We start from the raw sequence: 21,053 nt of genomic DNA on the forward strand, positions 1-21,053 counted from the left end.
TCGGATGGGTGTTATGGGTGCTTCGTAGAGTGGTTAAGCAGGGTCTTTGCTGCTATCAGAGGTGCTCGTTTCTGCCTTATCTGTTGTACCCGCCTTGTCTATCTTGTCGTTCTCTGGTAAAGGTTTAGCTGGAGCACCGGACTCGTCTTTCAAACGAGAGCCATGGTGATGCTCGGGGCGAGCGGATGGTCGTGTGCCATTAACTAGGTCTGTGATGTGCTCCGTTAGGTCAGCAGCCCGCTCATCATACTGAGCCTGCGTAATTTTACCGTCCTTCAACTCTTGCTGCAGATCGGACGTTCTATCGGTGACGAGCTGCTGAATAAGGGTTTGCACGTCTACTTTCTGAGCAGATGCAATCTCAGCAAGAGTATCCCCATTTTTGAGTGATGAACTTAACTCATTAGTGGTCACTCCAAGAATGGAAGCGAGCTTGTCCAGGTTACGATCGACTTCAGGACCAAACCCCCGTCCATGCAGGCCAAGTTCAGGCGCACCATGTTCAGGTTTTTTCGCGCGTAATTCGGACGGTTTCTCGTTTACCATTGCACTGATGCGCTCTGTCAGAGCCGCGAGGCGCTCATTATACTGAGTTTGAGTAATCTTGGAGTCGGTAAGCTGCTGCTGCAGATCCTTTTTCTCCGCGGCAGCAAGTGTTTCGATAAGCGTCTGTGTCTCCACATTTTTCGCAGCAGCAATTTCCGCAAGCGATTGGTCTGCTTGAAGGGCCTCTTTTAACTCATCTTTCGTTATACCCAGCACAGATAGTACCTCGTCGGCGCGAGGACCAAACCAAGGTCCCAATCCTCTCTCGGCTTTGCCAGATGGCTTTAATGTATGGGAATCAATCGGGGCAGTGCGTTTGTTCTGGAGTGCATCGGATGCTTTCGCCGCAGGGTCTGCATGAACTGCAGTTGCTGCCACCAAGCCCCCGCTAAGTGCAAGTGTTAAAGCTAAAGCGCTGGTGACCTTTACTGCTCTTGATGTTGTGGTTTTCTTCATCCGTATCATCCTTCTTCCTGTCATAGAGATTGTGGTTGTAAAGCCACAATGCTATCTTAGGCACCGAGCATGAAGCAGAGATTAGTTCAACCTTAATGGGAAGTAAAAATTGGGGCTGTAACCACAATAACCCTTCATCTGTGGGACATGTGCTGTCACAGACGAAGGGCAGGCGGATATAAGGGATGCGTTAATGTATTTTCATAGTCATTCGATATACTCTAACGTACTCCGAGTGACTTTGATTCACTCTCACGTGCTTTTATTTATGAAAAGGTTATAACAAGTTCGATTCAGGTTCATTATGTAAGGCTGTTTTATCGCAAAAGTTCCCATTCATGCTGCAGCATGCCGTACACCGCATGGTTCACATATCCTTTAGGCAGTTTCTCTGCCTGGCGGATCACGCCTTCAAGCACGAAGCCAAGTCGTTCCGGAATGGCACGGCTGCGTTTGTTGTTTGTGGCACAGCGAATTTCGACCCGGTTCAGATCCAGTGTCACGAGGGCGTAATCCACTAGGACACGGCAGGCGCTGGTCATCAGGCCTTGTCCTTCGAATCCTTTGCCAAGCCAGTATCCGATGCTTACGGAGCGGCTCGTCCAGTTAATCTCGTGGAAACCGATGATGCCGGCCAGTTCTCCTTTTAACCAGATGCCAGCCGTGAAACCGCCGTTCTCCGCAGCTTGTTTTAACGCGCTTGTAATAAAGTTCGATGTATGTTCAATCTCGGTTACCTGGTCGACCCAAGGCAGCCAATGTCTAAGTTGATCCCTGGAACGGTCTGTCAGTTCAAACAGCGGTTTGGTGTGCTCCATCAAAAGCGGGCGAAGCTCCGTATATTCATCGAGTGAATAGGTAAACATGATTGCAACCTTCTTTCTTTATATAATAGGTAGATTAGCGGGGAGGCCGGGGCAATTTGCGCTCCAGAGCAAACAGATCTTCTTCTATGGAGGCCATGCGCTGGTTTACCGTTGTGCGTGCGTCACTGAGTGCCTGATTATATATGTAGGGAGCAAGCTGTGTCATAAACAGGTCGAGGACGCCCCATGCTGCCAGATCGCCCAATTCTTCGCCGCGTTCCTCTTCAAAATACGACTGGATCGTGCGAATGGCTTCATCCTGCTGTTCTTTGGTCAGTTTTAGCGCGTTCACTTGGGAAACCCTCCCTTAAATTTAGTTTTAATCATATGCTACATGATTCGTGCGAACTCGTCAAAATGGTATTAGGCCTAACTTGCAAGGATGCACATATAATGTCTGATCCTGACTTTGGTACTGTTATTTATTGAACTCCTCCCCCGTTAAAGGTATATTTAAATGAAACGCGTACGAAACTTTCCATGAAAGTGGATATTTTCAGGAAATGACTTCGTATTTAAGGAATTTAAACCGGAATTGCTGCAATTCCTGCAAGCTCCAATCCATTCATGAAAGGTTTGATACTCGTGGACAATCGATTCACAACCCCACCTAACTTTATTAAAAATATCATTACCGAAGACCTCCGGTCGGGCAAAGTCCAGGAAGTTATTACCCGTTTTCCTCCGGAACCGAACGGTTATCTGCATATTGGTCATGCGAAGGCGATCTGGATCAACTTTACGCTGGGCGGCGAGTTCGGCGGCAAAACCAATCTGCGCTTTGATGACACGAACCCGGTGAAGGAAGACGTGGAGTATGTAAACTCCATCCAGGAAGACGTGAAGTGGCTCGGATACGAGTGGAACGAGAAACGTTTTGCCTCGGATTATTTCGATGAGATGTACAGCCGTGCGGTCCTGCTGATTCAAAAAGGTAAAGCCTATGTCGACGACCAAAGTGCCGACGAAATTCGACAAATGCGCGGAACACTGACCGAGCCGGGCAAAAACAGCCCATACCGTGACCGTTCGGTGGAAGAGAATCTCGACCTGTTCACACGCATGCGCGCAGGCGAATTCAAGAACGGAGAAAAGGTGCTGCGGGCCAAGATTGATATGGCTTCGCCTAACATCAACCTGCGTGATCCGGTTATTTACCGTATCTCTCATGCACACCACCATAACACGGGCGACAAATGGTGCATCTACCCGATGTATGCATTTGCACACCCGCTTGAAGATGCGATTGAAGGTGTGACACACTCTCTGTGTTCCCTGGAGTTTGAAGATCAACGCCCGTTCTATGATTGGGTCATCGCCGAGTGCGAGATGGAGAGTCAGCCGCGTCAATACGAATTTGGCCGCCTGAACCTGTCCCAGATGGTAACGAGCAAACGTAAGCTGAAGCTGCTCGTGGATGAAGGCCATGTCGATGGCTGGGATGATCCACGGATGCCAACGATTTCAGGTCTGCGCCGCCGGGGGTACACACCGGAAGCGATTCGTGATTTTGTATTCGAAACAGGCATTTCCAAAAGCCAAGGCGTGATCGATCTGCAAACGCTGGAGCACTTTGTTCGTGAGGATCTGAAACTGAAAGCCCCGCGCACCATGGCTGTGCTGCACCCGCTCAAAGTGGTTATCACCAACTACCCTGAGGGACAAGTGGAGTGGCTGGAAGCGGAGAATAACGTGGAAAATCCGGAGATGGGCAGCCGCCAAATTCCGTTTTCCCGTGAGATTTATATCGAGCAAGACGACTTTATGGAAAATCCGCCGAACAAATACTTCCGTTTGTTCCCGGGCAACGAAGTTCGTTTGAAACATGCCTACTTCATTAAATGTAATGACGTAATCAAGGATGCAGACGGTAATGTCGTTGAGATCCACTGTACCTATGACGTAGAAACGAAGAGCGGCAGCGGCTTTACGGGACGTAAAGTGAAAGGCACGATTCACTGGGTGGAAGCGACTCAAGCGGTACCTGCGGAATTCCGTTTGTACGAGCCGCTGATTTCGGCAGAAGCACCCGAGGCGGAGGCCGAAGTAGAAGCAGCGATAGCAGGAGCTGAGATTGAAGCGGATGTAACGGGTGCTGGAGCAGAGACTATCGAGCAGCCGGAGAAAACGTTCCTGGATCAGCTGAACCCGAACTCTCTCGAGATCGTTCACGGCTACGTGGAGCAGGAGATGAAAGAAGCACAACCGCAGGACAAATTCCAATTTTTCCGTCACGGTTACTTCAGTGTTGATCCGAAGCACTCCGAGCCAGGCCGTCCGGTATTCAACCGGGTTGTATCGCTGAAAAGCTCGTTCCAACTGCCAAAGGCCTAAGTTTGGCTTGGGCTGCCGAGCATTAAAGCGCAAACGGTTATAACATTGAAGAAAAGGCGTTCCGTCATGATCGTGACGGAACGCCTTTTTTGTGATTGGGGGAGGAACCCAAAAAACGACCAGGCTTCGAGCAGTCAAGTGATCGGCAAGCCTTTGGACTAGACATTTAGACTAGATAATAATCTAATGTACACATCATCATACCGTGGCCCATCAGCTTGGCTGTAAATCATTCTAACGATCTCAGGAAACGCTATTTGCCCGTTTTTCGGCACTTCTGAATTCTAACGATTCGTACGGACCTTACCCCCTTGAATAATTCCACTAATACGAATTGATACTACCTGTCCTCATCCATGCTGCCCATCTCTGTGAGCACCGTAGGCTGGTATCCATTACGGCGGTTCCACAGCCACATCGTGGCGAAGCCGGCAGCGCCGATGAGTGAGAAGAAGACACCGATGCTGTACATCACCTCAGCCCCGAAGCTCTGGAACAGCCATCCACCGAATAATCCGGCGATGACACCGGAAAGGCCGCCCCAAGCCATTGTATACACCGCCTGCCCGGAGGAACGATAGGGCCTTGGAATAAACAGCATGGTGAGCTGCGTACCGACATAGAAATAACCGCCAAACGTGACAGAGTGCATCAACTGAATAAATACAACCTCCAGCGGGTTAGACGCCAGAGCCATGAGCTGCCAGCGCAGCGCAAACAACAGACTGACCACGATGAGCGAGCCGAGCAGCATGCTCATTTTGCGTTTAAGCAGCCGGTCAAGCAGCAGGAACACACCCACTTCAAGAATGGAAGATGTGAAGATGGCCCAGCCGACCATCTGCTTGTCGCCGCCCATCTCTACAATATATAGCGACATAAAGGTACTATTCATAGCATTAGGCACCGAAACAAGCACCCCAAGTCCGATGAAAATCATAAAATACGGATTAAACATAACTTTGCCGAACCGCCGGAATGTAATAACGGGTGTGTCTGAGGCGATGGGCTGCCTTGGCAGGAACACGGACAAGACAAAGGCAGTAGTGATCATGCATGCAAATATAATGGATACACTGCTTACGCCATAACGGTCAATAACCGGCCCGGCGGCGGCCGCGGTCAGTGCCCAACCCAGCGAACCCCAGAGCCGAAAGGTGCCGAATTTTTTCCCGGTGCCATCAATGTACCCAAGAATCAGACTGTTGGTTTGAGCGAATAGCGGACTCTGAAAAAAATAAAAGATAATCATAGCTGCATATATCCAGGCATACGTGGGCGCGTAAAATACCCCTTGTGCGAGCACAAAGGTACCTCCCATCATGATCATCAGCACGATCCGAATATTGCGTGACTTATCGCTCCAGTAGCCCCAGAACGGATTGGCAAAGAGGGATACAAAGGGACCGATGGCCATCAGGCTGCCAATCTCCAGTTTGGTCATACCAATCTCTTGTAGATAGAGCTGCAGGAATCCGGCGAAGATCGAAATGGCTCCGTAAATGAAAAAATTATATAGTTTCAATGAGGCCAGCGAAGATGTGCCTCTCACAGGTGCAGATCTGTCCAATTGAGCCATTCCTTTCCGAATCAAATCATATTGTTCAATGTATCATTTGTTGAAAGGGGATTCAATGTATAGAATAAATGGATTAAGGTGATGTCCTGCTCCAGCGAGTAATGTAAATGCAGGATGATGACCCACGGTCCACCGTGTAAACTGTAACTCATATGATAGCTGCGATATCCGAACTGAACTTCCAGGACGTGTAGTTAGCCTTAAATGAATCATACTTTTATTTTATTATAAGCTCATGGTACTACGGGGAGGAGGTTGGCGATGGAAGCAAAAAAATGGACAGGCATTATACTGGCAGGCGGATTATCCAGGCGAATGGGGACCGACAAAGCACTGCTTGAACTGAACGGCTCGACCGTTCTGAATCATATTGTGAACACGATGAAACCTGGAGTATCCCGAATTGTCGCTGCAGCAGGTCCGAATGAAGCAATCTACAGCGCAATGGGGTACGAAGGCATTGAATGTGTGCAGGATGAATATCCCGGCAAGGGGCCGCTTGCCGGCCTTCATGCCGCACTGTCTGCATCAAATACCGACTGGAATCTGGTCTGTGCCTGCGATATGCCGCTGCTGCAGCCTTCCTTTTTCAATGGAATGAAGAGGTTGGCACTGCAGGATGAAACATATCATGTCATCATTCCGCATGTGGATGGACGCATTCATCCGCTTGCAGGAGTGTACCACAGACGTATACTTCCCGAACTGGAGCACTGCCTGATTCATGACCGTCTGCGTGTGATCCGCTGGCTGGAAGAAATGGAGTGCCGCTATGTCGAAACAGATGAACTGGAGCAGGTTGGTATTGAGCAGGCTGCACGGCAGTTGAGTAATATGAATACCCCGGAACAGCTTGATTACATAAAGGCCCAAGCTCGTCTTCAAGATTCGGGCGGCCCGCCTTCAGGGCGGTGAGAAAAAGGTTCACGGCTGTTCTCGGCATGTTGGTTCCGGTAGAGAAGCGGGCTTTGACCTGTCCAGCGTTTGAACTGTCTGCTGAAGTGGGACAAGTGTGTATAGCCGAGTTTGATCGCAATCTCCCCGAGAGACAGATCGGGCTGCTCCATCAGCATTTTGGCTTCCTGCAGCTTCAGATCCGACAAATATGCACGCGGAGATTGTCCAAATACTTTACGGAAAACTTGTAAACCGTATCCTGGGCTGATGCCGAGCGATGCAATAATCTGCTCCACCCTGACCGACGAAACACTGCCGTCCCGCGCTCGGAGCTGGGCATGAAAGGCCTGTTTGATCGCCTCGGCAACTGCCCCTGCGTAATGCATGGCTGTTGGAGCCGGAGCTTGAGAGGCAGAGGCGGAAATAGCCGATTCCGGTGCAGAGTCAGCAGCCTGGGACAGCAGCGCGAACAGCTCAAACATACGTGCCTGCATCAGCAGTTTGTCCGTGGAAGTGTAAGCTTCGGCAGTATTGATCATGCCCATCCAGCTCTCCAGAACAGCTCGTATTTTTATATTATCTTCTGTACCTGCGGCATAGATTCTGCTGCGCTGAGATATCAGCTTTAAAGTGAATACCGGATCATCTACATTAAAATGTGCACTGAAATACGTCATGCCTTCTGTAGAAATACATTCATTTGTATGCCTGAATCCGGGAGGAATAAGCAGGATGGACCCTTCCTCCACTGTATAAGTGTAACCGTGAATCAGGCTCTCCTGCGTACCCCGAATGATCAGAATAATTTCAAATCCGGGATGTGTCTCCTCAGGCATAGCCCACCCGCAGGGTACTTGCTGGCTGTGTGCACCATAGAATTTGAGATTACTATCGATAATCGGAAGCCAGTGAGCCAGCGTATGGTACGGCATCTCTCGAAGCTGTGAACGGATATCCATGACTTTCACCTCGGAAAAGGGTAAAAAATACTCGCCTTGTGCCATCGGCACTATGCATGCACTTCATTATAATCAGTTTAACACCCGCAGCTTAATATGATAAGGATATGTAGTCTGGAATGATTAGATACGGTATAAAAATGCACAAATACCATTATTAATGTAAACGCTACCATTAAAAACGGGAATATGTCAACGCGGCGAGTTGACTATTAAGGAGACTATATCAATGGACAAGTTATTATACGGCGCAGCCTATTACGATGAATATATACCATACGAGAGACTGGACAAAGACATTCAGATGATGAAAGATGCAGGCATCAATGTCGTGCGCATCGCTGAATCAACGTGGAGCACACATGAACCGCAAAACGGCGTGTTTGATTTCACTTCCGTCGATCGGGTGCTGGATGCGATGCATGCGGCGGGCATTCATGTCATTGTAGGCACACCCACGTATGCTGTTCCAACGTGGATGGTGAAGGAGCACCCGGATGTTCTGGCGACAACAGCACAAGGTCCTGGGAAATATGGTGCAAGACAGATTATGGATATCACCCATCCGACGTACCTGTTCTATGCAGAACGCATCATCCGCAAGCTGATCTCACGCGTGAGTCGACATCCGGCTGTCATCGGATATCAAACAGACAATGAAACGAAGCACTACAACACAGCTGGAGACAACGTGCAGTTACAGTTTGTTAAGTATATGCGCAGCAAGTTCAGCTCTCTGGACGAGTTGAACAAGGAATTTGGACTGGACTACTGGAGCAATCGCATCAACAGTTGGGAAGACTTCCCTTCCGTTGTGGGCACCATTAACGGCAGCCTGGGAGCTGAGTTTGCCAAGTTCCAGCGGCAGCTGGTCACGGATTTCTTGGCGTGGCAGGTCGGGATTGTGAATGAATACAAACAGGAAGGTCAGTTTGTTACCCAGAACTTTGACTTTGAATGGCGCGGATATTCCTACGGCATTCAGGGGGATGTAGATCACTTTGCAGCATCCCGACCTTTTGACATCACCAGTGTGGATATTTATCATCCTTCCCAAGACGAGTTAACCGGAATTGAAATCTCGTTCGGGGGAGATGTGGCGCGTTCCACCAAACAATCCAATTATCTTGTTCTGGAGACCGAAGCGCAGGCATTCTGGCATTGGGTACCTTATCCGGGCCAACTGCGATTACAGGCATTCAGCCATTTGGCTTCAGGTGCGAACATGGTGGCGTATTGGCATTGGCACTCGCTGCACAATTCGTTTGAGACCTATTGGAAGGGTCTGCTGAGTCATGATTTTGAACCGAATCCGGTGTATAACGAAGCAAAGACGATTGGCAGCGATTTTGCCCGCCTGAGTCCTAAGCTGGTGAATCTGAAGAAAACAAATCGGGTCGCCGTACTGTTTAGCAACGAGGCGTTAACCTCCATCAAGTGGTTCGGCTTTAACTTTACCAGTGACAAGAACTACAACGACGTTGTGCGCTGGATGTATGATGAACTGTACAAAATGAACATGGGCTGCGATCTAATCGATCCTTCCGTGGAGAGTTATGCAGGTTATGATGTGCTGGTGGTGCCAGCTCTTTATGCAGCATCCGATGCGCTGCTGGAAAAATTAAATCAATTTGTACAGGATGGCGGACATATCGTGTATTCGTTCAAAAGCGGCTTCGCCAATGAACACATCAAAGTTCGCTCTACGCGTCAGCCGGGACTGATCAGTGAAGCATGCGGTATCAGCTATAACCTGTTTGTTGAGCCGAAGCATGTCGCGCTGCGCGATGATCCATTTGGCGTAGGTGAGGAGCATAATCAAGTACACACCTGGATGGAGCTGATTACACCGACGACTGCGGAGGTACTCGCATGGTATGATCATCCACACTGGGGAGAATATGCGGCAATCACGCAAAATAACTACGGTAAAGGCAGAGCAACATATGTTGGCTGTTATACGAGCGCTGCCGTCATTCGCAAGGTGCTGGAACGTGTAATGAAAGATGCGGGTGTATGGGGGGCGGATCAGGAGCTTGCTTTTCCACTCATTGTGAAGACGGGTATTAATGAACAGGGCCAGACGATTCGCTATTATTTCAACTATTCCGACGAACCGGTTTCCTTTCATAATCCGCATGGGGATGGGACAGAGCTGCTATCAGGAGATTCGATTGCTGCTGGGCAGGAGTTGGTGCTGGGGCGCTGGGGTATCGGCATTATCGAACAAAATTAGGGAATAATAGTATAACCGCTGCTCTCCAGGTTATTCTGTCATCGAAGTGGCCTGTGTAAAATCTTAGTTCAACATTTACTTCATATTTTCCGAAAAAAATAACAAGACCATGGCGCCCTCGGCTTTGATGCCGGGGCGTTTGTCTTATTTTAAGCTCAGGAGTGATGCGCTGTGTTTAACGAATTCTACCGTCGGCTGATCGATCCTTTCAAGCGCAGCATTCGTAATAAATTGATACTGACGATGACCTTGGTTGCTGTACTGCCAGTCATTGTGATAACTGCGGTAGCTGCGGAGAATACGCGCTCCTCTATGGAAGCCGAGATTGTGGATACGAACCGGGTCAATATGAATTGGGCCTCTGTCTATTTGGCAGAACAGTTTACCCGCATGAATAATATCATTTATTCCATTCAGATCAGTGATGAGCTTCATCAGTATATGGCGTTAACTCGGGAGGCACCAGCCTCCAGCCGTTTCGATGAACAGAAAGCCGTCTTTAATATGCTGAACAGTGTGTACTATTCTGCTGGAAATTATGTATTCGGTGTCGAACTGTACTTGAAGGAGCAGGACACGTTGTTCACGTTTAACTCGATGGAATCTCGCATTAAGACGGTTCAGGATGTTCCGGAAGGATACGATAAGCTTTTTACTGAGCGTAAAGATTTTACAATTATCAATGATCCGATAGATCCGGCGAAGTTTCATATGACCCGAAGTATGAACCGCTTTGAGGATCAGGCTCAGATCGGGGCGATCAGTCTGGAGATCAAATGGGCTGAGTTTAATCAGACGCTTGAACTGCTCGACAGCAGGGGAGATTATACCGCCTATATCGGGGATAGTTTAGGTCATCCGGTATATCAGCCGAACTCCTCCATCCAGCCATCGGATGAAGCGTTGAAGCGGCTGAGTGAAACGAAGAATAACGCAGGTTTTATTCGTACAGCCCAGGAATACATTTTCTATCACGATATTGAGTCGACAGGACTGCGGGTGATCAAAATCGTACCGGATCATGTCATTAACGAGAGTGCACTGGAAACGATGAAGTATGGACTTGCCGTGGGTGGAGCAGCAGCATTGGTATCGGTTGCTCTGGCAGCACTGGTGGCTTGGCGAACCTCTAAACCTATTGTCAAACTGGCGAATTCCATGAAGGGCATCCAGCTGATCAAGGATCGTAAAGTAGAGCGCAGCGGACGAGTAGATGAGATTGGTCTGCTGGAGAAAAATCTGCACGGTATGGCGAGTCGAATCCGCGAACATATCCGGGACAACTATTTGATGAATCTGGAGAAGCAGACAGCAGAGCTTAAAGCGCTGCAATCTCAAATTCATCCCCACTTTTTGCAAAATACATTACAAATGATTGGTGGTATGGTCTATTCGCAAAAGCCGGCAGACAGCTACAAGGTAATCCGGGCTCTAAGTGAGATGTTCCGGTATATTGTGCGGGCACCCGACGGCCTTGTTCCCCTGCAATCCGAACTGGATCAATTGGAGCATTATATGCTGATTCAGAAGCAGCGCTTTGCCAGCCGGCTTGAATATAAGCTGGAGATTACAGGAGAACTCAGAGAATGTTATATTCCGAAATTATCGTTACAGCCGATTGTGGAGAATGCATTCCTGCATGGGCTGGAGAAAAAGCCTGGAGAATGGAGACTGGGCATCGAAGTGGTCTCTGATCCGCAGCAGGGTTTGGTGACTATTCAGATTTGTGATAACGGCATGGGTATGGAGCCGGAGAAGCTGGCAGAGATGCAGTCCAGACTGGAGCGCATCACGCGGCAGACCGACCGCGTATGGAGCTCAGGCACAAGTATCGGACTGCTGAATGCAGCTTCACGGATTGTGATGCATTATGGACCGGATTACGGTATGCATATGGAGAGCGAATATGGACAGGGAACCAGGGTGATCGTACGTATTCCCTGCACGACAGGAGGCGAATCCTTGTGAATAAGGAGTTATATAGAGTGCTGCTGGTGGATGATGAGCCTTGGAACCGGGATATCATCCGCAACCTTGGTGAATGGAATGAGCTCGGCTTGGTTGTCTGCGGTGAAGCAGAGGATGGAGAACAGGCGGTAGGGATGGTCAAGGCACTGGAACCGCATATTATTATTACGGATATGCGTATGCCAGGATCGGACGGTGTCGAGCTGATGCAGACGCTGAGCAGTCAGTACCCGGAGATTAAGGTTGTTGTGGTGAGCGGTTATGATGATTTTAATTATGCCAAACACGCGCTGCGGTATCGTGCAGCGGATTATCTGCTGAAGCCGGTGAACCCGGAAGAACTAAATGCTGCGCTGGCGAAATGCAGTCGTGAACTGGATAAGGCTGCTGCAGCACCGGAAGTGTGGGAAGCTTATCCGCCTTCATTCGCGGGAGAATTCTCTCTGTTCCAGCAGCAGGCACGTCTGCGCTTCAACGACCTGAACCTGCCGAGCCTGCGGGAATGGTTTCAGCAGCTAGAGCGGAAGATGGAACAAAACGAGGTCCGCAGACCCCGCCAGCTTGGACGCGCTGTCTATGAGATGCAGAATATGCTGGATGAGCTGTGTATGTCTAATGGGCTGTCCGATCGCCCGGAAGACAGGGGGCTGCCGCCTGCATCGGCGCTGGGTTCGATCCGGGCGGCTGTAGGATGGATCTCCGCTTCTTATTATCAGGCGCTGGAACAATTAATTGCACAGCGCAAGTATAAGAATAAGCTGAACCTTGAAGATGTGAAGCAGTATATGGAGCAGCACTGCATGGAGATGATTACACTGGAGCAGCTTGCCCAGATCTTTTTTGTCAGTAAGGAATATTTAAGTAAAGCCTTCAAGAAAGAATATGACGTGAACGTGACCGATTATGCGGTGCAGCTTCGAATGACCAAAGCAAAAGAATGGGTGATGGATGATCAGATTCCATTCAAACATATCGCCGAAATGACAGGATATGAAGATGTGTCCTACTTCTATCGGGTATTTAAAAAGCATTTTGGCGTGTCGCCCGGAGAGATGCGCAAGGGCCAACATAAGTTGTCTAACCCATTCCCCGAATGATTCATTCGGGGAATGCTGCTTGGATTAAGGTTTAAAATAATCCAATGGAAGAGTCTAATTTTGTCCAATGAAGCGCTTACATTTTGCGATATATAATAAGCCTATGAAAGACAAACCAGTCACGCCGGGAGGTCATAAGAGATGAAAGTATGGAAAAGCGTTGTAAGTGCGGCACTGGTCAGCGTTCTGCTCGCAGGCTGCGGCTCGAATGCAGGCACGGATAATGAACAGAACGAAGTCAAAGCTGGCAGCACCGTAAACCTCAAAGTATTCATTGCTCAACCAAGGCTGAAAGAACATTACGATAAATATATAGAACAGTTCAAAGCCAAGGAAAAAGCAGATAAAAACATCGAAGTGAATGTGCAGCTGGAGATGCCGCCAGCAGATAATGCACCTCAGATTTTGAAAACAAGACTAGCCTCCAATGACGCACCGGACGTATTCGCGCTGCACGCGGTCAATGAGATTCCACCTTTCAGCAAAGCCGGATATCTCGAAGACTTGTCCAATCAACCTTTTGTAGATAAACTGCTTGATTCGGTCAAACCTTCGGTAACGGATGCAGGCGGCAAAGTCGTTGCGGTTCCGCTGGAAACCTTGTCATGGGGTTATCTGTACAACAAAGATATCTTCAAGGAACAAGGGCTTGAGGTTCCAACAACGTTGACAGAAATGAAAGCGGTTGTAGAAAAGCTGAAAGCAGCTGGCATCACACCGTTTGAGCTTTCTTACAAAGAAGCCTGGGTTCCGCAATTGTTCCTGCCGCTGACAGTAGGGGCACTGACACAGACGGAACATAAAGATTTCGTGGAAAAAATGAACAAGGACGAAGCTTCCTTCTCGGATATGAAAGCCCTGTTTGATGTGTTCGATCTCGTCAATGCCAACGGAACGGATAAAGCGCTTGAAGTCGGAGCGGATGACGGCGCAGCGGCTTATGCCACAGGCAAAGCGGCGATGTGGATTCAAGGACCTTGGTACGCAGAGACGATCCTGAAGTCCAATCCAGACATTAATTTCGGTGTAGCTCCAATGCCGCTGAACGATAATCCGGATGATACCAAAATCAACCTGAGTACATCCACGTCACTGGCTGTATCTTCGTCAAGTAAAAATAAAGAAGTGGCGCTCGACTTTGTAAACTACATTCTCGATGACAAAGACTCAAGTGCATTCTATGAAGCACTCAAATTCAATCCGGTTGCCAAAGTGCATACGTTCAAGAGCTTCCCGTGGGTAGACGACGCCCTGAAATATGTAAACGAAGGCAAAGCTTATCAAGATCCAACAATTCCTCAAGCCGTGAAGGATGAGTCTGGTAAAGCACTGCAGGGGTACTACTCCGGACAGTTAAATCAACAGCAGGTGATTGATGCGCTCGACAAGGCGTGGAAGTCCTACAATAAGGTCAACAAATAAGAGCCGGATGCTTAACAATTAAACGCCTGAACGATCAACAAGGTTGAGCTGTAAGAAAGCAGTACCCGCGTTTGTTGACAAAATCTCGTGCATGTCCGTATTGATCTCGGGGTTTTGTCAACAGATGAGCGGTACTTTATTTCTTCACAGTCTCGAAGCAGATGAAACGGCTGGCTGAACGATCTTCGTTCCCCCGTTAACCTTCATCCGCTGTGCAAAAAGGGGGAGAAGTTATGGCTACGAATGTGTTCAAAAAGTATCTTTCACTGCTCGCGTTCACAGCGCCAGCCTTTGTAATCTATGCGATTTTCCTGCTGTACCCGACGTTTAGCGGGATGTTCTACAGCTTGACGGACTGGAACGGTTTAAACCGGGACTACAGCTTTATCGGGCTGGGGAACTTTGTGGAATTGTTTAAGGAAGATCCGGACTTCCTCAACTCGCTGTGGTTTACGATGAAATATGTTATTTTTATGCTGATTTTGCAAAATGTCATTGCATTGCTGCTCGCCGTGTTCATTGAGTCACGTACACGCAGCAAAGGGTTGTTCCGCACGTTATTCTTCATGCCCAACATGATCAGTACAATCATCAGTGCATTCATGTGGACGTTCATCTTTTCCCAGGTGCTGCCGCAGCTGGCTGAGAAACTGGCTGTTTCTTTTCTCGACCAACAATGGCTCGGTGATCCGAAGTTCTCCTTCTACTCGATTCTAATCGTATCGCTTTGGAACGGTGTGGGCTATATGATGATCATCTACCTGGCTGCATTGCAGGGTGTACCGAAAAGCCTTAAGGAAGCCGCGGTCATTGACGGCGCAAATGCGTTTCAAGTGTTACGTAACGTAGTACTGCCGATGATTACACACGCCATTACAATCTGTTTCTTCCTGACACTGAATGGGGCATTCAAAGTGTTCGAGGTTGTCTATGGATTGACAGGCGGCGGCCCGGGTCGGGCTACACAGGTGATCACGATGAATATTTATGAAGAAGCGTTCTCCAACAACTTCAGATACGGTTATGCCAGTGCCAAATCGGTTGTGCTGTTCATCATCGTACTGATCTTTACACTCATCCAGATCACCGTTATGAAGAGAAAAGAGGTGGAAGCATGAGAATGCAGCGACTGAATAACTACCTGATTCGGCTGTTATTGATTCTCGGCTCACTGCTAGCCATGCTGCCGATCTACATGGCTGTAGTGAACTCTTTTAAAACACAGGGTGAGATGTTCCAATCGTTTATCGCTCTGCCGAACACATTACATTGGGAGAACTACACGGATGCGTTTAACAAAATCAATCTGCTCGGCAGCTCGCTGAACTCCGCGATTGTGTCGATTCTGGGTATCGGGGGAATTGTGTTCTGTGCTTCGCTTGCAGGTTACAAGCTGTCGCGGACTTCCGGCAGGCTTAGCAATCTGATCTTCTTCATGTTTGTCGCTTCTATGCTGGTGCCGTTCCATTCCATCATGATTCCATTGACGCGTGTAGCAAAGGGTATGGGAGTGCAGGGAAGTACTTATGGATTGGCTCTAATCTATATCGGACTTGGTGTGAATATGGCGATCTTCCTCTATCACGGGTTTGTGAAGTCCATTCCGCGTGAACTGGAAGAATCGGCTCAGATCGATGGATGTAACGAGTTCCAGACGTTTTTTCAGATTATTTTCCCGCTGCTGCTGCCAATTACGGTGACAATTGCAATTCTGGACTTCCTATGGATCTGGAACGACTTCCTGCTTCCGCTGCTCATGCTGACGGATGTGAACAGATATACGCTGATTCTGTCCACGAACATGCTGTTTGGCGAGTACAACAAGGAGTGGCCTTTAATTCTGTCCTCTCTTGTCCTGACTGCGATTCCAGTCATTCTGATCTATGCGTTCTTCCAGAAGTTTATTATGGAGGGTATTGCAGAGGGTGCGGTGAAAGGATAACGGGCAGGGAGGCATGTTCCTGTAATCCAACTCCTCACAGTTAAGTTTATAAAAACTCATGCTTACTGCCTTGAACTGCGGATGTACTCCGTTAGTTCAAGGCTATTCTCATTTATGGAAAGACAGGGAAACCCAGATGAGCACCAAAAATAAGCGCAAGGTGTGTATAAGAAGAGCAGCGGGAGGACATATATACTGCCATTTTGCAATGCATAGGGCTGCCTCTCACAAGCTGGGTGCCATTAGCTTGCGGGCTTCTTGTGCAAGGACAATCAGTCCGCGCTCCATCTCATCTTGCGAAGCATAGGCATAAGAGAGGCGAATATGACTCGCATCCAGCCGATCATACAAGTAACCTGGATGGATCAGCACGTCTTTTTCCAGACAGGCATGGAATAATCGGCGGATAGATAATGAATCGGCTGTGAACCGAAGCCAGATATAGAAACCGCCTTTGGGTGTTGTCCAATCCGCAATGTCCTGAAAATAACGATGCAGCAGCTCCAGCATGAGGTCTCGGCGTCTTCGCAGCTCGGACCTTAGCCGTTCCATATGGCTTGCATGATAGCCTTCCGCAAACCATAGTGCCGCTGCTTCCTGAGCAAGTGAACTGGTGCCGTAATCCGTCTGCATTTTAATATCGGCAAGGCGGCGGATCACGGGCACAGGGCCGACAAGCCAACCGAGCCGAAGTCCGGGACTGACGGCTTTGGAGAGTGTGCCCATATGCAGCACGCGGCCCTCCTGATCACCTGCTTTAAGTGAAGGTGGAGGAGGCTGATCCAGCCACAGCTCTTGATAAGCTGCATCCTCCAGGATAGATATGCCAGAACTGCGGGCAATGGACATCAGTTCTTCCCGGCGGCATAGACTCATGACGCTGCCTGTAGGGTTATGGAAGCTCGGAATGGTATACAGCAACGGGAAGGATTCGATGCCTGGTTCACTTTTCACCCTTTTTGCCGATTGTATTGCGCCTTCCAAAAATCCCGGTTGTAAGCCCTCTTCATCCACAGCAATACTGCTCAGCTTCAAACCGGCTGATTGAAACGCATGAATAGAATAGAGATAAGATGGTTTCTCCAGCAGTACAGTCGATCCGCGAGGCAGCAGTCCCACCGAGATCAGATGCAGTGCCTGGAGAGAGCCGGACACGATCAGAATCGAATCAGGTGAAGCTTGAATGCCGTCAGACTGTAAGTGAACGGATAATGCTTTTCGAAGCTGCAGACTGCCTTGGGGTTCGATGTAGTTAAGGGTGCGTGTACGTCTGGACATGGCCTGAAGAATCTCGTTAAACGCTTCATTAGGCATCTGGTCCGGTGCAAGTTCACCTGTACCCAGCCGAATAATGCCGGGCCTGAACTCAGCCTGATTAATCTGCTGAATCTCAGGCAGATTCGGATAGTACCAGCCTTCCTCGGCAGCTTCACTCCAGTTGGGCACAGCAGCATGGGCCATGCTGTGCCACCCCGAACCGGAGACATAAGTTCCGCCGCCATGCCGCCCTTCTATCATACCTGCTGCTGTCAGGTTATCCAGAGCGGTAACCAGCGTGCTGCGGTTTACTCCCATCGATGCAGCCAGCGTTCGCTGCGAAGGAAGACGGGTTCCGGCAGACCATTCACCAGTTGTGATTTTTTGTCGGATATAAGCTTCGATCTGGCGATACAAGGGCAAGTCAAGCGCAGGGTTTGGCTGCCAGCTGCGATTAGATGAAATATCGGATTGTTCACGTCCCATTCAGTTAGAGTCACCTCTCATCTTATTTGTACCGTCCACTATACCATTTGGTTGGGATCAATGCCATCCAATTGGTTGGTTACGTTTTTCGTATATTCATCTACTATGGTGAGATAAATAAGGGGGATGGAACATGGGAGTATTTATCCATGCAGTGGTGCTGGCGTTTGGCCTGATTCTGCCGCTGGGTGTTCAAAATGTTTTTATTTTTAATCAAGGATTGAGTCAGAAGAAATACCTGCATGCACTGCCTGCTGTTGTTACAGCAGGGATCAGTGACGCACTGCTGATTAGTGCGGCTGTTGGGGGCATGTCCCTCATTTTAGTTCAATGGCCGCTTTTGATAAATGCTCTATATGGGGCAGGCATCCTGTTTTTGCTCTATATGGCCTGGGGATTGTGGAAGTCGTCTGCTTCGCCGGATCAAGCCCCTGCGGCGATGTCTGCGGGACGGCAAATTGCTTTTGCCGCTTCGGTATCCCTTCTTAATCCGCATGCGCTGCTGGATACTGTGGCTGTCATTGGCACCAGTTCCCTTCAATATGAAGGGGTACAGCGATTTTATTTTGCAATGACCGCGTCGGTGGTATCCTGGGTTTGGTTTGCGGGGCTGGCAGCTGCAGGCAGACTGGTTGGGAGCCGTGACCGTACCGGGACTGTCCGGTATGCACTGAATCGCTTGTCTGCTCTGATCATGGTTGGAATTGCGCTGATGATGTGCTGGAAGCTCTTGTATTCATAGGTCATGATCCTAAGCTAAGGTATAGGCGGAAATGCTTCACATTCAGAAAGACTCCCCGTTTCATAAACATGGGGAGTCTGACACATGGGTTATTCGGCCTTTAGAAGCATGGATTCGATGAATACTTTGAGATCCTGACTTGTTGCGTTCAAATGGTCAATAATCTCACTGAACTCGGTTACGAGTTCTGACTGTTCATTGCTGGACTGAGCAATGGAAGTGATCTCCTGCTCCATCTGCTGAATGGAGGATTGTACATCCTTGAGAGAGCGTTCGATGTTTACTGTAGCCTCTTTGGTTCCGGTGGACAGTTTACGCACTTCGGATGCAACAACGCCGAACCCGGCACCTGCCTGACCTGCACGTGCGGCTTCAATGGCTGCGTTCAGGCCGAGCAGATTGGTCTGCTCCGAAATCTCGCGGATAAATACGGCCACTTTGTTGACCTCACTGGAGTTTCTCACAGCGAGTCGGGTATTGTCCAGAATCTGTGTGGAGGATGCTGTGAGCTGCTCGGATTGTGCCGCTACCGTCTGTACCATATCCGACAGCCTGCCGCTGATACCTGTAATCAGGTTGGTAAAGTACTCCAGTTTTTCTTCGTTTTGAAGTGAAAAACCTATAGCAAGCGTACCCGCAATCTTTCCTTCATCATCATAAAGCGGAGTGGCAGCCGAATTAATAGCCGTACCATAAAACTTGGCGTCAATACGATTGGCTGAAGTCTCACCATGTACAAGTGCGCGGCGCAGTGTAGGGTCTTCTAGGGAGATCGGATCTCCAGCCTTGATGCCAAGATCAAGCTCGCTGCTCGGAACGTAATACCAGAATTTTTCGGTATCGGTTACGGCAATCATGATATCATGTTCCTTCAACATAATTTTAAAATAAGGACTTGCTGCAACGAGTGCTTCAACGATGTTCAATAAGGTCAGCTCCTATAGTATGTGTGTATATCATCTGGGTGTATATTATACATCGTCAGATCAATTTGCAAATTTTAGACCTGATAAAGGCATAAAGACTATTACATTTTCTGCAAACTTTTGAATCAGAAAAAGGGTTTGATTGTTTATAAGTGAATAAAAAATGCAAAAACAGACGGAACAAGCCGTTCCTGTCTGTTTTAATTACATATGGACTAGTAAAGGTGGTTGGGTCTAAAGCCGATCGGCAGCATTCATTTTGCTGAAAGCCTGCGTAGTTGGTTTCACGTCTTACTTCTATCCGCCAATCTGTGACATACGCCGTACTGTAGGGGTATGAGATTGCATCTTTTTCTCCAGTGCCATAGCCATCTCATGATTTTTCGGTTTGGTGCCGAGTGCTTTTAGAAAGAGGGCTGCCATCGCATCCGGATCATCCACATAACGGCGGACGTTATACTCATCTGACCAGTACAGACAAGCTTTAATATGTCCATCAGCTGTGAGGCGCAGCCGGTTACAGTTATCACAGAAGTGATCACTCACGGGATGAATCAGACCAAATGTACCTTGGGAGCCGGCAATACGCATATTGCGAGAGGGGCCATTCCCGGCAGGGCCCTCTGTATTCTCGACCGTCCAGCCCGCTTCTTTACAGACATCGCTCACAGCCTCCAGCGGTAAATACGATTTGCGCCAGGAATCGGAAGCGTGTCCGATCGGCATATATTCAATAAATCGCACATGCAGCGGCTGATCAATGGTCATGGCGATGAAGTCTTTGATTTCATCATCATTAATACCTTTCATCAGCACAACATTCAGCTTAATCGGTGCAAGACCGACGGCAGCAGCTGCCTCGATGCCCTTTAATACTTTATTCACATCTCCACCACGTGTGATCATCGAGAACCGATCAGCCTGCAGCGAGTCCAGGCTGATATTGATACGGTTTAAACCTGCGTCCTTCAACGCCTGAGCTTGTTTGTCCAGCAGCAGTGCATTGGTGGTCAGTGCGATGTCATCAATGCCGTCGATAGCAGAGATCATACGAACCAGCTTATGCAGATCTTTGCGTACCAGCGGTTCTCCACCGGTGAGCCGAACCTTACGCATACCCATCGGGGCGAGCACTTTCAATACTTCCGTAATTTCTTCGTAGCTCATAATTTCATCATGCGGGGCGAACTCCATGCCTTCCGCAGGCATACAGTAGACGCAGCGCAGATTGCAGCGGTCCGTAACGGAAATACGGATGTAGTCATGTATTCGGCCAAATGAATCCTGAAGCAGTTCCATGCAGACCACCCTTTCAACGGTTCAGATTGGATATCTTCTAT

At 48.8% G+C, this 21,053-nt stretch carries 17 protein-coding genes; 9 read left to right on the plus strand and 8 right to left on the minus strand.

The window, feature by feature from the left end; genetic code table 11:
* Positions 1–33: 33 nt before the first annotated feature.
* The 3 genes from ABXS70_RS28780 to ABXS70_RS28790 form a co-directional block, all read right to left on the minus strand.
* Entirely contained in the window at positions 34–1,002 is a 969-nt protein-coding gene (locus tag ABXS70_RS28780; RefSeq protein WP_366292839.1) for a hypothetical protein, read from the minus strand.
* 317 nt (positions 1,003–1,319) lie between these two features.
* On the minus strand, positions 1,320–1,868 hold the full coding sequence (locus ABXS70_RS28785; protein ID WP_342553128.1) for a GNAT family protein: 549 nt from the start codon (positions 1,866–1,868) through the stop codon (positions 1,320–1,322).
* A 34-nt stretch (positions 1,869–1,902) separates the two neighbouring features.
* A complete protein-coding gene (locus ABXS70_RS28790; protein WP_342553127.1) occupies positions 1,903–2,160 on the minus strand; it encodes a DUF2164 domain-containing protein in 258 nt (85 codons plus the stop codon).
* 275 nt (positions 2,161–2,435) lie between these two features.
* Between ABXS70_RS28790 and ABXS70_RS28795 the strand changes: the two genes are divergently transcribed.
* Positions 2,436–4,202 (plus strand): glutamine--tRNA ligase/YqeY domain fusion protein, encoded by a 1,767-nt coding sequence (locus ABXS70_RS28795; protein ID WP_342553126.1) that lies wholly within the window; start codon positions 2,436–2,438, stop codon positions 4,200–4,202.
* A gap of 340 nt (positions 4,203–4,542) precedes the next feature.
* On the opposite strand, the gene ABXS70_RS28800 is transcribed toward ABXS70_RS28795, so the two are convergent.
* Positions 4,543–5,772, minus strand: a complete 1,230-nt coding sequence (locus ABXS70_RS28800; RefSeq protein ID WP_366292844.1) for an MFS transporter — start codon at positions 5,770–5,772, stop codon at positions 4,543–4,545.
* 270 nt (positions 5,773–6,042) lie between these two features.
* Here ABXS70_RS28800 and ABXS70_RS28805 point away from each other — a divergent pair, with 270 nt between their 5' ends.
* Positions 6,043–6,696 carry a molybdenum cofactor guanylyltransferase gene (locus ABXS70_RS28805; protein ID WP_366292847.1) on the plus strand — a complete coding sequence of 218 codons (654 nt, stop codon included), beginning with the start codon at positions 6,043–6,045 and terminating at the stop codon, positions 6,694–6,696.
* On the opposite strand, the gene ABXS70_RS28810 is transcribed toward ABXS70_RS28805, so the two are convergent.
* A complete protein-coding gene (locus tag ABXS70_RS28810) occupies positions 6,663–7,637 on the minus strand; it encodes an AraC family transcriptional regulator (protein ID WP_342553123.1) in 975 nt (324 codons plus the stop codon). The genes ABXS70_RS28805 and ABXS70_RS28810 overlap by 34 nt on opposite strands.
* A 229-nt stretch (positions 7,638–7,866) precedes the next feature.
* On the opposite strand from ABXS70_RS28810, the gene ABXS70_RS28815 reads away from it, so the two are divergent.
* The 6 genes from ABXS70_RS28815 (at position 7,867) to ABXS70_RS28840 (ending at position 16,302) form a co-directional block, all read left to right on the plus strand.
* Positions 7,867–9,873, plus strand: a complete 2,007-nt coding sequence (locus tag ABXS70_RS28815) for a beta-galactosidase (RefSeq protein ID WP_366292850.1) — start codon at positions 7,867–7,869, stop codon at positions 9,871–9,873.
* Positions 9,874–10,044: 171 nt separating this feature from the next.
* A complete protein-coding gene (locus ABXS70_RS28820; protein ID WP_342553121.1) occupies positions 10,045–11,841 on the plus strand; it encodes a histidine kinase in 1,797 nt (598 codons plus the stop codon).
* Positions 11,838–12,938, plus strand: coding sequence for a response regulator (locus ABXS70_RS28825; protein WP_342553120.1), 1,101 nt, complete (start codon positions 11,838–11,840; stop codon positions 12,936–12,938). Before ABXS70_RS28820 ends, ABXS70_RS28825 begins: the two co-directional genes overlap by 4 nt.
* A 141-nt stretch (positions 12,939–13,079) precedes the next feature.
* Positions 13,080–14,360: an extracellular solute-binding protein gene (locus ABXS70_RS28830; RefSeq protein WP_342553119.1), complete on the plus strand. Its 1,281-nt coding sequence runs from the start codon at positions 13,080–13,082 to the stop codon at positions 14,358–14,360.
* A gap of 233 nt (positions 14,361–14,593) precedes the next feature.
* The gene (locus ABXS70_RS28835) at positions 14,594–15,478 is read left to right on the plus strand and encodes a sugar ABC transporter permease (protein WP_342553118.1); all 885 of its coding nucleotides are present in this window, start codon (positions 14,594–14,596) and stop codon (positions 15,476–15,478) included.
* Entirely contained in the window at positions 15,475–16,302 is an 828-nt protein-coding gene (locus ABXS70_RS28840) for a carbohydrate ABC transporter permease (RefSeq protein ID WP_342553117.1), read from the plus strand. The genes ABXS70_RS28835 and ABXS70_RS28840 overlap by 4 nt, the downstream gene beginning before the upstream one ends.
* Positions 16,303–16,527: 225 nt before the next feature.
* On the opposite strand, the gene ABXS70_RS28845 is transcribed toward ABXS70_RS28840, so the two are convergent.
* Complete coding sequence (locus ABXS70_RS28845) at positions 16,528–18,045, minus strand: PLP-dependent aminotransferase family protein (RefSeq protein WP_342553116.1); 1,518 nt, start codon at positions 18,043–18,045, stop codon at positions 16,528–16,530.
* A 133-nt stretch (positions 18,046–18,178) separates the two neighbouring features.
* Between ABXS70_RS28845 and ABXS70_RS28850 the strand changes: the two genes are divergently transcribed.
* Positions 18,179–18,787 (plus strand): LysE family transporter, encoded by a 609-nt coding sequence (locus ABXS70_RS28850; protein WP_342553115.1) that lies wholly within the window; start codon positions 18,179–18,181, stop codon positions 18,785–18,787.
* Between the two features lie 89 nt (positions 18,788–18,876).
* On the opposite strand, the gene ABXS70_RS28855 is transcribed toward ABXS70_RS28850, so the two are convergent.
* Together ABXS70_RS28855 and moaA are read right to left on the minus strand one after the other, a co-directional pair.
* Complete coding sequence (locus tag ABXS70_RS28855) at positions 18,877–19,713, minus strand: methyl-accepting chemotaxis protein (RefSeq protein ID WP_342553114.1); 837 nt, start codon at positions 19,711–19,713, stop codon at positions 18,877–18,879.
* Between the two features lie 297 nt (positions 19,714–20,010).
* On the minus strand, positions 20,011–21,012 hold the full coding sequence (moaA, locus tag ABXS70_RS28860; RefSeq protein ID WP_342553113.1) for a GTP 3',8-cyclase MoaA: 1,002 nt from the start codon (positions 21,010–21,012) through the stop codon (positions 20,011–20,013).
* Between the last annotated feature and the right edge of the window lie 41 nt (positions 21,013–21,053).

This window comes from Paenibacillus sp. AN1007, from assembly GCF_040702995.1.
Classification (GTDB): domain Bacteria; phylum Bacillota; class Bacilli; order Paenibacillales; family Paenibacillaceae; genus Paenibacillus.